We start from the raw sequence: 13,975 nt of genomic DNA on the forward strand, positions 1-13,975 counted from the left end.
TCTAGGCTTTCGATTCGCAGTTTTTGAGACGGCGGAAATTCTGAAGCTCCATAATCGATAGGAGCATTATCTCTATACCCAGAGCCAGGACGCTTCCGGCGTGCCTGACCACTAATGACCAGCACGGAGGGTTTACACTACTATGACTTATTGCGATTCAAAGCTGAAAATATTCACGTGCAATTCGAACCCGAAACTGGCGAATCAAATCGCCGATTATATCGGTATCCCGATGGGCGAATCGCACACGACGAGCTTTAGTGACGGAGAGATCCAGGTCAAATTGTCGGAGAGTGTGCGCGGCAGTCACGTATACATCATCCAGTCGACCTGTCTGCCTGTTAACGACAACCTGATGGAACTGCTGGTCATGGTCGATGCGCTGAAGCGCGCTTCTGCAAAAAGCATTAACGTCGTCATTCCGTATTATGGCTATGCACGTCAGGATCGCAAAGCCCGTTCCCGCGACCCGATCACAGCCAAGCTCGTTGCGGATCTGATCGAGAAGGCCGGCGCGCACCGCGTCATCGCTATGGATCTGCACGCTATGCAGATCCAAGGTTTCTTCGACATCCCGGTCGATCACCTGCTGGGAGTGCCGATTTTGGCGCAGTATTTCCGCTCAAAGCAGATCGAGAACCCAATCGTCGTATCGCCGGACCACGGCGGCGTTGTACGGGCACGCAAATTGGCGGACCTGCTTAACGCTCCGTTGGCGATTATCGACAAACGTCGTCCGGAACCGAACGTCAGCGAAGTGATGAATATCATTGGGAATATCGAAGGCAAGACAGCGATCCTGATCGATGACATCATTGATACGGCCGGAACAATCGTACTCGGTGCAAATGCATTGGTAGAAGGCGGAGCAAAAGAAGTGTACGCCTGCTGCACACATCCGGTTTTGTCCGGACCGGCTATGGACCGTCTGGAAAACTCGCCGCTGAAGGAAGTGATCGTGACCGATACGATTCCGATCACGCATCCTAATCCAACGAATAAGCTCAAAGTACTGTCCGTAGCTCCACTGCTGGGCGAAGCGATTATTCGCGTCCATGAAGAATTGTCGATCAGCAAGCTGTTTGAAATCTAAGATTTCTTAGCGCGATAAAGCCTACCGCGGGTTACGCCTCCTTCCCGTAAGGAGCGTAACCCTTCTCGGCGTGAACGCCTCCTCTCGATTGGAGAGGGAAAAGAAAGCGGCGCTCAATACCCGGGGCGAGAAAGAAAGACGTATCTGCCGCGGTGATAGAGGGAGTGTCCAATTTCGATAAAACTGTCGTGAATGCCGGTAACCAATCCGATGTCGACGGGCACGTCCTGCTGATAGACTTCTACGGGAACCTTGGCATTCATGTGATCGTGAAAATGACGGTTATCTTTGAGTGTGGCTCCAAATTCGTACATGTCGTTCTACAGCTCCTTTGCTGAACTAACTGGCAGGGGAATCGTAACAAAATTGCGTACCCTGTGCTTTATCCCTATATTGTAACAAAAATACGCGTCAGAACCATAAAGATTGCGGGTAAGGAGTCGTAACGAATGAAATGGATCGTAGGGCTGGGGAATCCCGGCAAAAATTATGAGCACACACGTCATAATGTCGGCTTTATGGCTTTGGATCATCTTGCAGAGAAACACGGCATTTCAATTACCCAAAACAAGTGCAAAGCGCTGATCGGCGAAGGCATGATCGGACGTGAAAAGGTTGTATTAATCAAACCGATGACATTTATGAATCTGTCGGGCGAATCCGTTCGTGCTTATATGGACTATTATAAGGTCGAATTGAAAGATCTTATTGTCGTTTACGACGATTTGGATACAGAGATCGGCCGTATCCGGCTTCGTTATCAGGGAAGTGCCGGCGGTCACAATGGAATCAAGTCAATTATTCAACATACGGGTACGCAGACCTTTGATCGTATACGTATGGGCATTTCCCGTCCGCAAAACGGTATGGCCGTTGTCGATTATGTGCTGGCCCCTTTTGCTAAAAAAGAGCAGGATCTTTTGAAAGAAATGATCGAAAAAACATGCGATGCGCTCGAACACAGTCTGGACCATACGTTTGAACAGACGATGGCCCGGTTCAATGGATAATAACGAAGGCCTTTGTCGCCGTACGTCGAGGCGCACCGTAAGGACTTTGTTCGGTATCTTTTTAATTTACAAGCATAAGAGAGGTGCCCCTTTTGTTAAACGCGCTTATCAAGGAAGTTGCCCGGGATCACGACTTCGTCTCCATCAAGGACGCCGTCTTAGCAGGGATGAAGGAGCAGCTGATCGCGGGCTTGTCGGGTTCGGCACGTCAATTAATGATGGCGGGTCTGCATCAGGAGTTGGAACGTCCGCTGCTTGTCGTTACGCATAATATTTTTTCCGCACAAAAGATTGCGGATGATCTTCAGGAAGCGCTTCCCGAAGGTCAGGTACTATTTTATCCCGCCAATGAATTGGTAGCGGCGGAATCCGCAATATCCAGCCCTGAAACGATCGCCCAGCGAATCGAAGTGCTGACTCGCTGTGCAGACGGTTTCAAGGGCGTTCTTGTCGTTCCGTTCTCCGGACTGCGCAGATTCGTGCCCGATCCGGATGCTATCCGATCGGCTCAGTTTACGCTGGAAGAGGGCGGAACGCTGGATCTGGAATCGTTCCTGCTTCGTATGATCGAGCTCGGTTACACGCGCGTTGAACGTGTAGAGACGCGGGGTGAGATGAGCGTTCGCGGCGGAATCATCGACTTTTTCCCAATGACTTCCTCGCTTGCTTATCGGGTAGAGCTGTTCGACGATGAGGTCGACTCAATCCGTACATTCGATCCGGAAGATCAGCGTTCGATCGATAAAGTCAAAAGCGTTCGCATTCTGCCGAGCCGTGAGCTTGTAGCCAGCGGTGAACGGATGCAAAAAGCAGCCGATGATGCAGCGGCGCTATTAGAAAAACAATTAGAACGTATGACCGACCGCAAAGCGAAGGCAGCCATGCAGCAGGAAATCGGCCGGGAGATCGAGATGCTGCGTCAGCAGATCCATTTCCCGGAAATGTACAAGTACGTGTCGCTGATTTATCCTGAGCGTCGCACGCTGTATGACTATATGCCGGAGAACACGCTGCTGCTGATGGACGAGCCTGCTCGCCTGCTCGATACGGCTGCTCAGCTCGAACGCGACGAAGCGGAGTGGAATATTCATCTGCTGCAGAGCGGAAAAAGCCTGCCGGATCTGCCGCTTGCGCTCGAAGGGGATTCGGCGGTATACCAACGTCCGTTCCAGACGTTGTTCCTGTCGCTGTTCGTGCGCCAGATTCCTCGCACGCATCCGGGGCAGGTAGTCAATGTCGTCAGCCGGACCATGCAGGATTTCCACGGTCAAATGAATGTGCTGAAAGCCGAGATGGAGCGCTGGAAAAAATCCAACATGCGCGTAATTATGCTGGCCGGCGACAATGAACGGGCTGATCGCATCCGTCAGGTATTGGAAGACTACGAGATTGAAACGCCAGAAATTATGCACGGTCATCTGCAGGGAGGCTTCGAGCTTCCTTCTGCGCATCTCGTCGTCATTACGGAAGGCGAACTGTTTGCCCAGAAGCAGCGCAAGGTACGCAAAAGCAGCTCTACCAAGCAGATCGACAATGCCGAACGTATTAAAAGTTATACCGAGCTGAAGGTCGGCGATTATGTCGTGCATCAAAATCACGGCATCGGTAAATACTTGGGTATCGGTACGCTCGAAGTCGGCGGCATCCACAAAGATTACATGCATATCATGTACGCCGGCGGAGACAAGCTGTCCGTACCAATTGAACAGATCGATTTGATTCAGAAATATGTCGGCGCCGAAGACAAAGAGCCAAAAGTATACAAGCTGGGCGGCAACGAGTGGACGAGAGTCAAAACCAAAGTCCGGTCTTCTGTGCAGGATATCGCCGATGACCTGATCAAGCTGTATGCGGAGCGGCAAGCTTCCGCAGGTTACAGCTTCGACAAAGATACGCCGGAGCAGAACGAATTTGAAAATACGTTCCCTTACGAAGAAACCCGCGACCAGCTGCGAGCAATCGAAGAGATCAAGGGCGACATGGAAATGACCCGCCCAATGGATCGGCTGCTGTGTGGAGACGTTGGCTACGGCAAAACGGAAGTTGCAATCCGTGCGGCGTTCAAGGCGGCGATTGAAGGTAAACAGGTCGCTATTCTCGTACCGACAACGATTCTGGCGCAGCAGCACTACGAGACATTCAAAGAGCGTTTTGAAGGTTATCCGTTCAATATTGGTGTTCTCAGCCGTTTCCGCTCGCGCAAGGAACAGAACGAAACGATCAAGGGTGTTAAGCAGGGTACAATCGACGTCATTATCGGTACGCATCGCATCCTGTCACAGGATCTGGTATTCAAAGATCTGGGTCTGCTGATCGTCGATGAAGAGCAGCGGTTTGGCGTGACGCATAAGGAAAAGCTGAAGCGTCTTAAGACCAATGTGGACGTGCTGACGCTGACTGCGACTCCGATTCCGCGTACGCTGCACATGTCCATGTTGGGCGTTCGTGACTTGTCGGTTATCGAGACACCGCCGGAAAATCGCTTTCCGGTACAGACTTATGTTGTCGAATACAGCCCGACACTTGTTCGCGAAGCGATCGAGCGCGAGCTGGCGCGCGGCGGACAGGTATATTACCTGTACAACCGTGTGCAGGGCATTCACGAGAAAGCGGCGGAAATTGCGGATCTTGTGCCGGATGCACGCGTCAGCGTAGGACACGGTCAGATGAGCGAGCAGGAGCTCGAGCGCACCATTCTCGATTTCCTGGAAGGCGAATCGGACGTACTGGTTAGCACGAGCATCATCGAGACGGGCGTAGACATTCCGAACGTTAACACCTTGATTGTGCATGACGCGGACAAGATGGGCCTGTCGCAGCTGTATCAGATGCGTGGTCGCGTTGGCCGTTCCAACCGGATCGCTTACGCTTATTTCTCTTACCAAAAAGACAAAGTGCTGACCGAAGTTGCCGAGAAGCGCCTTCAGTCGATCAAAGAGTTCACGGAACTCGGTTCCGGCTTCAAGATCGCAATGAGAGACTTGTCGATCCGCGGGGCGGGCAATTTGCTCGGAGCGGAACAATCCGGCTTCATTGCTTCGGTCGGCTTCGATCTGTATTCGCAAATGTTGGCCGAAGAAATTCAGAAGCGCAAAATTTCGATGCTGGGCGAAGCGCCGGCGGAAGACAAGCACTGGAGCACAATGATCGACCTGTCGATTGATGCTTATCTGCCTTCGGATTATATCTACGACAGCATTCAGAAGATCGAGATTTATAAAAAGGTTGCGGCAGCGACTGTATTCGAAGAAGTCCTCGAATTGGAAGACGAACTGCTGGATCGGTTCGGCGAACTGCCGGAAGCGGTTGTGCGTCTGATGCAGGTCGCGCGTTTCAAAATTTACGGCCGACACTGCGGAATTGAGAGCATTTCCAGAAAGGGAGACGACTTCGTCGTTACTTTCTACGAAGGTCAGGAAAACGCGGCAGAACCGGCCAAACTTGCGCAAATTGGAAATCGATTCGAAAGCAGTGTACAATTTAAGCAGGGCACGCCTCTTGCGTTTACGATTAAGGGTAAGAGTCTGCCGGAATCCGAGCGTCTCGAGATGCTCGAGCGGGTTCTGGAAGCCCTCCAAGAAGCGTTCAAATCGAAGGGAGAACTTCATGATGCAGTTAAATCATAAAAAATGGGGAAAATTGGCATCGCTCGGCGCAGTTGCGGTATTGTCTTTTTCCGTGCTGGCCGCCTGCGGCGACAAAGCCGATAATCAAGCGGTGAATACCGACGAGCCGGCAGTAACCGATAACACTGCAGTGACCGACAACAGCAAGGTATTGGCCACATATGACGGGGGAACGATTACAGAGGATCAATTCAATACCGAATTGAACGTTATGAAATTCCTGCAGCCTGCTTATGCGTCGTTGATGGACTCGAGCGATATCAAGAATTCCATGCTGGACCAGCAGATCGCTTACAGCTACCTGCAGGGCAAAGCAACGGATGAAGAGAAGAAGGAAGGCGCCAGCATGGCGGACGAGCAGATTAGTCAGCTGAAGGCTCAGGTCGATCAAGCCCAACTGGACGAGCTGCTGAAGGCGCAAAATATTACTGAGGCGGATCTGAAGGCTTACATGACCCAGGTTATGACCGCTGTACACTATATGTCCAATCAAGTAGCGGATGAAGACGTGCAGGAGGAATACGATACGAATAAAGAATCGTATATCACTGCGGACGTTCGTCATATTTTGATCAACTTCACCGATCCGGAAGGCAACGAACGGACCGACGCCGAAACGCTGAAGCTGGCTAAAGAAGCCAAGGCCAGAGTTGATGGCGGCGAAGATTTTGCTAAAGTTGCCGAGGAAGTTTCGGAAGATCCGGGTTCGGCTTCGAACGGCGGACTGTACGAAAATGCTTCGGTCAATCAATGGGTTGAAGCTTTCAAAAAAGCAGCCTTGGAACAGGAAATTGGTGTAGTGAGCGATCCGGTTAAAACGGAATATGGTTACCACATCATCAAGGTTGAGGACAGAGCAGACACGCTGACGGATGAAGTGAAAGAGTCGGTTCGCCAGACTCTTGCGTCCAACAAGCTGAACGATTTCATGGAGAATGAACTGGAAGGTATCACGAAGAGCAAGGAAGAGTTTGCCGCTGATGAAGAGCCGGCAGCTGAAGGCACGGAAACTGCACCGACTGAAGGCACAGAAACCGTACCAGCCGAAGGAACTGAAGATGCTCCGGCTGAAGGAACAGACGGAGCCGATCAAGGCGCGGCACCTGACGCATCTGGTGATGCAGGCACGTCGACCGACACGACAACAGACGGCAAGTAAGCCAAGAATATCCGACAGAAGCAAAAACGGCCGGTTTGTTTCGTGTGCATATGCACCGGACGAGCCGGCCATTTCTGGAATTCTGAGCGCCCGGCATTTATTATAGACGGATAGGAAATAGCGCGGATTTCACGCGCTATTTTTTTGGGTCCAAAAGGGTAGGGAAAGGAGGACGCGGTTTGAAAACGTCCGCTTCATCGGGATTGTTGAGAGGTGCTTTTATTCTCGGATTTGCAGCGATCTTATCCAAGTTGATCGGTACGCTGCAGAAAATCCCGCTGCAAAATATCGGTGGAGACAGCGTGTTTGGTATCTACACGACTGTTTACTCGTTCTATACGTTTCTAGCGGTATTTGTAACGACCGCCCTTCCGGTTGCGATCTCAAAATATGTAGCTGAACGTACTGCCGGTGCGGACGAGAAAGGCGTACGTACCGTACTGTGGGCAGGAATGTTGACCGCATGCGGCGCTGGTCTTCTGATGGCGCTGGGCATGTGGTTCTGCGCACCGCTGTTGTCTGACTGGATCGGCAGTGAGCACACGCTGCTGCCGATCCGAGCCGTGTCGCTCGCCCTGCTCGTCGTTCCGCCTATGGCTGCGCTAAGAGGTTTCTTTCAAGGTCTGCAGCAGGCACTGCCTACGGCCGTATCGCAAATATCGGAACAGGTGCTTCGAGTAGGCCTCATGGTAGCGCTGCTGCTGACATTGAACGCGACAGGCGCATCGGATGAACGCATCGCGGCCGGAGCGGCGCTCGGTTCCTTAGGCGGTGGTCTGGCCGGTCTGAGTGTCATGCTGCTGTTCTGGCGGCGCTACAATCGTATCCGTAAGGCGAAAAAGTTCGGTTTTGCGGATGAAGTTCGAGCGAGCGCTGAAGCGGTATCGGGGCCGCAGGTTCGTACTGTGGGCGTTTGGGTTAAACGGCTGTTGATCTATGCCCTGCCTGTATTCGTCGGTTCATTGTCTCAACCCCTGCTGGGATTGGTCGATACGCTGACTGTACCGCGGCTTCTTCAAGATGCAGGTTGGAATGACTTGGCTTCGATGGAGCAGTTCGGTGTCTATAACCGAGGTATTCCGCTCGTGCAAATCGTGTTCATGCTGGCAACCTCATTGTCTATGCTGCTGCTGCCGGCAATAGCTGATGCGAAGGCACGCGGTGAAGAAGAAAGAATTGCTGTGTCGACAAGTGTTGCGCTGCGCTGGCTCTGGATGCTTGGACTGACAGCCGCTGCCGGACTGGCTGTTCTGGCTGCTCCGGTCAATATTATGCTGTATGCGGACACCGAAGGAACAACTGCGCTGCGTTGGACCGCCTTTTCCGCTGTAGGCGGCACGCTGGGCATCGTCTCAGCCTCGCTTCTTCAAGGAATGGGCGCGGTCCGGGCCCCCGCCTTGTTCCTGCTTGTCTCAGCCTTATTGAAGCTGTTGCTTAATCTACTGCTGATTCCGCATATGGGCATTTCTGGCGCTGCGCTGGCCGGCGCCGTATCTTACCTGGCCGCCGCACTGTTCGGCGTCCTGCTGCTCGCCCGTCTGACGGGGCTGCGCGGCCGTGTCAGCCGTACGATTCTTCAGCCCCTGCTGCTGGCTGGGCTGACGGCGCTGGCTGCTTATGCAGCCAGCCTGCTGTGCAGCGGGCTGCTGTCCGCTGCCGGGCTCAGCGGCCGTATAGGTGCGCTGCTGACGAGCGTTACCGGCGTAGCTGCGGGTGTCATTGCCTTTGCCGTCGCGCTCGTCTATACCCGTGCGGTCTCGGATGCGGAGCTGTCCGCACTTCCCGGCGGTGCGAAACTCACTGCCCTGGCACGGCGTATGCGGCGCGAAGTCTAGGCTGCGGTGCCTACGCCGAACAGCTGTTTCAGGCTTGTCGTTTGTAGCGCGAAGAAACTCGGCAAGTATCCTGCGGACCGATCATGTTTTTCGATCGGGCTGAGCTTGCAGGATCAAGAAGAGGTTTGAATTTCTTTTTTTGAATGCGGGAACGTATGTGCGTGTTTGGGATTCGCAATTCACCGAAACCCGTGATATAGTGGTAAAATGCGAGGTGCAGCGGAAGGAGAGGAATCGGCAATGAGTACAGGAATTACGGTTGTCGGGCTTGGTTCGGGAGATCCCGATCAGCTGACGTTGGGCATATGGAAAATTCTTCAGGGAGCGAGCCGGATTTATGTGCGAACGCAGGAACATCCGGTTATGAAACGCATCGCCGAAGAGGGAATATCTTTTGAATCGTTCGACTCCGTGTACGAAGATAACGGTTCATTCGGCGATGTATACGAGAGTATCGCCCGCAGGCTGATCGAGCTGGCGGCCGGAAGCGAACTTATCTATGCTCTGCCGGGTCATCCGATGGTGGCTGAGAAGACAGTGCTTCTGCTGCGCGAGTATGCAGCAGAAGCAGGAGTTCCTCTGAAGGTGCTGGGCGGGGAGAGTTTCCTGGATCAGGCGTTTGTTCGACTCGGTTTCGATCCGATTGAAGGGTTCCAGCTTTTGGATTCTTCGGACGTCAATGCGGAAAGTCTTCGCCCTTCCCTGCATACGCTGATCGGTCAAGTGTACGATTCGCTGACCGCTTCCGAGGTTAAACTCGGATTGATGGAAGTCTATCCCGACGATCATCCAGTTATTGTAGGCCATGCGCTTGGAGTAGAGGGAGAAGAGCAAATTGTGAAGGTTCCTCTATACGAGATTGATCGGCTGGAAGGCTACGGCAATCTGTCGCTGGTCTACATACCGCGGAGCGAAGAAGATTCTCTGCGAGCCGGCAGCTTTGCGAGGCTGCACGAGATCGTCGGAATTCTGCGCAGTCCAGGCGGCTGTCCATGGGACATGGAGCAGACACACGCTTCGATTCGCAAAAATTTGATCGAAGAAACGTATGAAGTGCTGGAGACGATCGATGAAGACGATCCCGACCATATGCGCGAAGAGCTGGGCGACCTGCTGCTGCAGATCATGCTGCATTCCCGTATGGAAGAGGAGGTCGGCACGTTCAATGTCTACGACGTAATTCGCGGGTTGAACGAGAAGCTGATTTTCCGTCATCCGCACGTCTTCGGCGACAAGTCTGCGGACAACGCCGAGGAAGCGCTGAAGAGTTGGGACGCCATGAAGTCCGAAGAGAAAAAGCTCAAGGGAGAGTCCAAGTCCGAAGCTTCTCTGTTGGACGGCGTTCCAAAAGATCTGCCTGCCCTTATGAAGGCGTACAAGCTGCAGAAGAAGGCAGCGAAAGCCGGCTTCGACTGGGATAAGATTGAAGATGTGCTGGCTAAAATCGAGGAAGAGCTGGAAGAGATCCGTGCCGGATTGGCCGAGGGGGATGACTCCGAGGCACTTAAGCTCGAACTGGGCGATCTTCTGTTTTCCGCAGTCAATGCGGCCCGATTCTTGAATGCCGATCCGGAAGAAGCGCTGTCTCTTGTCAATGACAAGTTCCGCCGCCGTTTCCGCTACATCGAAGACAGGCTGCGCGAAAAAGGAAGCTCGCCGCAAACCAGCACGCTTGCGGAAATGGATGCCCTTTGGAACGAAGCCAAGGCGGCAGAATAAACAGCCGATTGTTCCGAAACCAAACGCGCAGCAAAAGACCAGGTCGGGCCGATATTTGCGATCATGGCGTACTGCATGAGCACACAAAATTTGCCATACGTTCGTTCGCGAAAGAGGAATCTGCGTTATTATCCAGAATATGAGAATACAGCGCAGGTTGACGTACGAGCTATAAGCAGCCGACTTCGAATAAGCGGCAAGCCCGGACATTTCGGTCCTGCCGGAGCCTTGATTTCGAAGAAGGATTCCAATTACGGATAACCGCGGCAGCACAGACAATTTCGTGCTCTGCTTATCATTATTATTCAGCGTCTCGCTTTCGGTGAGGCCTGCTCGGATTTTACCCGGCAGCCGGAGCCGAAGCAAGAAAACGCGATTTTAAAATCCCGGGAGGAATGAAACTAATGAATAAAACCGAACTGATCAACAGCATTGCAGAAAAAAGTGGAGTAGGCAAAAAAGAAGTTGAAGCCGTATTGAACGGTTTCATGGACGGCGTAACCGAAGCTCTGGCAAGCGGAGATAAGGTTCAGCTGATCGGTTTCGGTACGTTCGAAACTCGTAAGCGTGCTGGCCGCACTGGTCGTAACCCGCAAACCGGCGAGCCAATCACTATTGCCGAGTCTAGCGTTCCTGCATTCAAAGCGGGCAACAAACTCAAAGACGCGGTTAAGTAATCATGCGTGTCGATAAATTCCTGAAAGTGTCCAGGCTTATCAAGCGGCGTACTGTAGCGAAGGACGTGTCCGAGCAGGGCCGTGTTCTGATCAACGGCCGCGAAGCCAAGCCAAGCGCTTCGGTGAAAGTCGGCGACGAAATTACTGTACAGTTCGGCCAGAAGCTTGTTACCGTTCGGGTCGAACGAATCGCCGACACGACCCGCAAAGACGAGGCTGCAGGCATGTATACCGTTGTGAAGGAAGAACCTCTTCCGAGAGAAGATGGGTTTAATTTCTAACGTCCGATTGGCTGTAAGACTCGCATCAGCCGAATTATGGTGTTTCCGTTTCGACGGAAGCGCCTTTTTTGTCATAAATTTAATTTTTTCGCGTCATAATGCCTTTTTTTGTGTTAATGTTTAAGATAGCTGAACAAGTTAGGTAAGAGAGACTATTGACTGTGTCCCTACACGTCAATAATAGTTCCGATGCTCTATTTATCTTGTCGGCCTGCTTACCGATAAAGAGTTGAAGCGTCTACAGATTTCGTTTTCAAGGGGAGTTTGTCCCTGCATACTTACATAACAGCCGGCAGCAGGCCGGAGAAGGAGGGTTCCATGAGAGCGACTTCCGCAGCAACCAAACCGAATAGGCAGCATCCTGATCAATCACCTAAGACTACCCGGACCGAGGTTCGGCGCACTTCTTCGAATCGGCAGCAAAGCGGCAAGAAGCGTCTCCGTTTATGGGCCGTCCTCATGATTTCTCTGTTCGGGTGGGCCGGATATACGTTAATCGGCCAATCTTCGGCTATTGCAGAAAAAACCGCACGTTTGGAAGAAGTGCAAGCGGTCAAAGCGGGAAGCGAAACGAAGTTAAATGAAATTCAAGCAGAGATCAAGCGTCTACAGGATCCTGAATATATTCAGCAAATCGCTCGTAAAGAGTACAATATGTTCAAACCGGAAGAGATCCCGATCCGGGTTACCGGAGAAGGTGGAGGACAGTAGCTTTTATGCAGTTTTGCGCGGTTTTGTTTGTTGACCGCGGATTGCGCTTCCGTTATAATCAAATCACCGCAGACCCGAATTTGACTGATTCGGCTGTATATTTTTAAGGGAGGATCATTTTATTCTATGGCAATTGAAGTGGGCACCAAATTAGAGGGCAAAGTGACAGGCATCACGCATTTTGGAGCATTTGTGGATTTGTCCGGAGGTGTCACGGGTCTCGTTCACATTTCGGAAATCGCTGACAACTATGTAAAAGATGTGAATGATCACCTGAAGATTGGCGATATGGTGACAGTTAAAGTCATTAACGTCGACAAAGACGGCAAGATCGGATTGTCCATCAAGCAAACGGTGGATCGGCCTGCCGGCTCTGCTCCTGCGCCATCTTCCCGTCCACCAAGACAAGACCGCGGTCCTAGCAGCGGCGGTAGTGGCGGCGGCGAACGGTTTAGTGGCGGTGGCGGTAGCGGCGGCGGTGGTGGATTCAACCGCGGCGGTAGCGGCGGTGGCAGACCTTCGAGACCCCCTGGCGGCGGTAAACCTGCATTCGGCAAGCCCGCATTCGGTAAGCCTACGTTCGATGATAAATTGTCCCGTTTCCTTAAGGACAGCGAAGAAAGAATTTCTTCGATCAAGAAAAACACGGAATCCAAGCGTGGAGGCCGTGGCGCCAAAAGATCGTAATTATAGCCTCAAACACCGCGAATGGCTCAGCTCAGCTGCTCGCGGTTTTTTGCTTTGTACGTGAAGCCTTCAGCAAACGGCCTGCATCCTCCGATAAATACAAAGAACATCCTCGACCGAACTTCGCAAGAATGATGTTCGGTCAGGGACGTTGTGATACACTGGTTGCGAATGACGGATTTGGAATTTCGTCGGAATTGCACCGGAAAGGACGGGATGGCAGGTGGCTGCACCAGATTTACCCGGATTTACGCCGGGCACGGTTGTAACCGGAGCTTCCCAGGGCGGGCAATACAAAATTCAATCACTGATTGGTCGGGGGGCAAATGGGAACGTATATCTTGTCCGAACCGCCAACGGACAGCAGGCTGCGCTGAAAGCAGGACCGGAAAAGCCCGAGCTTAAAGCGGAAGTTGAAATGCTGGTGGAGCTGAAGAAGCGCGAATTGGAGAATGGGATTCGCCGTTCATTCCTGCTTGATGCCGATCGATTCGTAACGAATGGACGATCGATTCCTTTTTACGTGATGAAATTTGTTCGCGGCATACCGATTGATGCTTATATCCGCAAATACGGTTATCGTCAGGTCGGCCCTGCAGGTCTTGAACTGCTGGATAAGCTGTCGGGACTGCACCGTGCGGGTTTTATATTTGGTGATCTCAAGCCCTGCCACGTGCTGGTTGAAGAAAGCGGCGAAGTGGAGTTGGTCGATTACGGGGGAGCCAGTCCGGTCGGAAGCAGCGTTAAACAGTACAGCGGCTGGTATGATCGCAAGTATTGGAATGCGGGCAGTCGGACGGCTGATCCCGGTTACGATTTATTTGCATTTGCCGTACTCTGCCTGCACGTCTTTGACGAACGCAGTCTGCGTCGGCTCGACGCTTCTCTGCTGCCGCAGACACGCAGTGCGGAAGACCTTGTACAGCTGGCGGGAAAGATCCCTGCGCTGCAAACGTTTGAGCCTTGGTTCAAGCGTGCACTGTATGGCGGCTTCACTACGTCCAAAGAGGCGTACATGCAGTGGCAGGCGCTCTGCAGGCGTTACCCAGCCGATAGACGTAAAGGAGCCTCAAAGCTGCTCATAGCTGCATTTTGCAGCTCACTGCTGCTGCTCGGAGCCGTACTGTATGCGGCGTTCTCGCTGTAAGGGCGAAGAGGCGGCGGTGAGACGAATGGA

At 52.5% G+C, this 13,975-nt stretch carries 12 protein-coding genes; 11 read left to right on the forward strand and 1 reads right to left on the reverse strand.

The annotated features are described in order from the left end of the window. Positions 1-142 precede the first annotated feature (142 nt). The gene (locus tag F456_RS0118160) at positions 143-1,093 is read left to right on the forward strand and encodes a ribose-phosphate diphosphokinase (RefSeq protein ID WP_018978479.1); all 951 of its coding nucleotides are present in this window, start codon (positions 143-145) and stop codon (positions 1,091-1,093) included. A gap of 113 nt (positions 1,094-1,206) precedes the next feature. Here the strand turns inward: F456_RS0118160 and F456_RS0118165 are convergent, their stop codons facing one another. After that, complete coding sequence (locus tag F456_RS0118165) at positions 1,207-1,407, reverse strand: hypothetical protein (protein ID WP_018978480.1); 201 nt, start codon at positions 1,405-1,407, stop codon at positions 1,207-1,209. Between the two features lie 135 nt (positions 1,408-1,542). Between F456_RS0118165 and pth the strand changes: the two genes are divergently transcribed. From pth to F456_RS22980, 10 genes are all read left to right on the forward strand, one after another. Next, the gene (gene pth, locus F456_RS0118170) at positions 1,543-2,103 is read left to right on the forward strand and encodes an aminoacyl-tRNA hydrolase (protein ID WP_018978481.1); all 561 of its coding nucleotides are present in this window, start codon (positions 1,543-1,545) and stop codon (positions 2,101-2,103) included. 92 nt (positions 2,104-2,195) lie between these two features. Beyond that, a complete protein-coding gene (gene mfd, locus F456_RS0118175; protein ID WP_018978482.1) occupies positions 2,196-5,729 on the forward strand; it encodes a transcription-repair coupling factor in 3,534 nt (1,177 codons plus the stop codon). Next, on the forward strand, positions 5,710-6,888 hold the full coding sequence (locus F456_RS22970; protein WP_229675773.1) for a peptidylprolyl isomerase: 1,179 nt from the start codon (positions 5,710-5,712) through the stop codon (positions 6,886-6,888). The genes mfd and F456_RS22970 overlap by 20 nt, the downstream gene beginning before the upstream one ends. A gap of 179 nt (positions 6,889-7,067) precedes the next feature. After that, on the forward strand, positions 7,068-8,723 hold the full coding sequence (locus F456_RS0118185) for a putative polysaccharide biosynthesis protein (RefSeq protein ID WP_018978484.1): 1,656 nt from the start codon (positions 7,068-7,070) through the stop codon (positions 8,721-8,723). A gap of 240 nt (positions 8,724-8,963) precedes the next feature. Then, positions 8,964-10,442 carry a bifunctional methyltransferase/pyrophosphohydrolase YabN gene (gene yabN, locus F456_RS0118190; RefSeq protein ID WP_018978485.1) on the forward strand — a complete coding sequence of 493 codons (1,479 nt, stop codon included), beginning with the start codon at positions 8,964-8,966 and terminating at the stop codon, positions 10,440-10,442. Between the two features lie 404 nt (positions 10,443-10,846). After that, positions 10,847-11,119: an HU family DNA-binding protein gene (locus F456_RS0118195; protein ID WP_018978486.1), complete on the forward strand. Its 273-nt coding sequence runs from the start codon at positions 10,847-10,849 to the stop codon at positions 11,117-11,119. Between the two features lie 2 nt (positions 11,120-11,121). Next, a complete protein-coding gene (locus F456_RS0118200; RefSeq protein WP_018978487.1) occupies positions 11,122-11,400 on the forward strand; it encodes an RNA-binding S4 domain-containing protein in 279 nt (92 codons plus the stop codon). Positions 11,401-11,718: 318 nt separating this feature from the next. Then, a complete protein-coding gene (locus F456_RS22975; protein ID WP_018978488.1) occupies positions 11,719-12,111 on the forward strand; it encodes an FtsB family cell division protein in 393 nt (130 codons plus the stop codon). A 126-nt stretch (positions 12,112-12,237) separates the two neighbouring features. Further along, positions 12,238-12,798 carry a S1 domain-containing RNA-binding protein gene (locus F456_RS0118210; protein ID WP_018978489.1) on the forward strand — a complete coding sequence of 187 codons (561 nt, stop codon included), beginning with the start codon at positions 12,238-12,240 and terminating at the stop codon, positions 12,796-12,798. Positions 12,799-13,021: 223 nt separating this feature from the next. Continuing rightward, complete coding sequence (locus tag F456_RS22980; protein ID WP_018978490.1) at positions 13,022-13,945, forward strand: protein kinase domain-containing protein; 924 nt, start codon at positions 13,022-13,024, stop codon at positions 13,943-13,945. Positions 13,946-13,975: the final 30 nt, after the last annotated feature.

It is taken from the genome of Saccharibacillus kuerlensis DSM 22868, assembly GCF_000378145.1.
Taxonomy (GTDB): Bacteria; Bacillota; Bacilli; order Paenibacillales; family Paenibacillaceae; genus Saccharibacillus; species Saccharibacillus kuerlensis.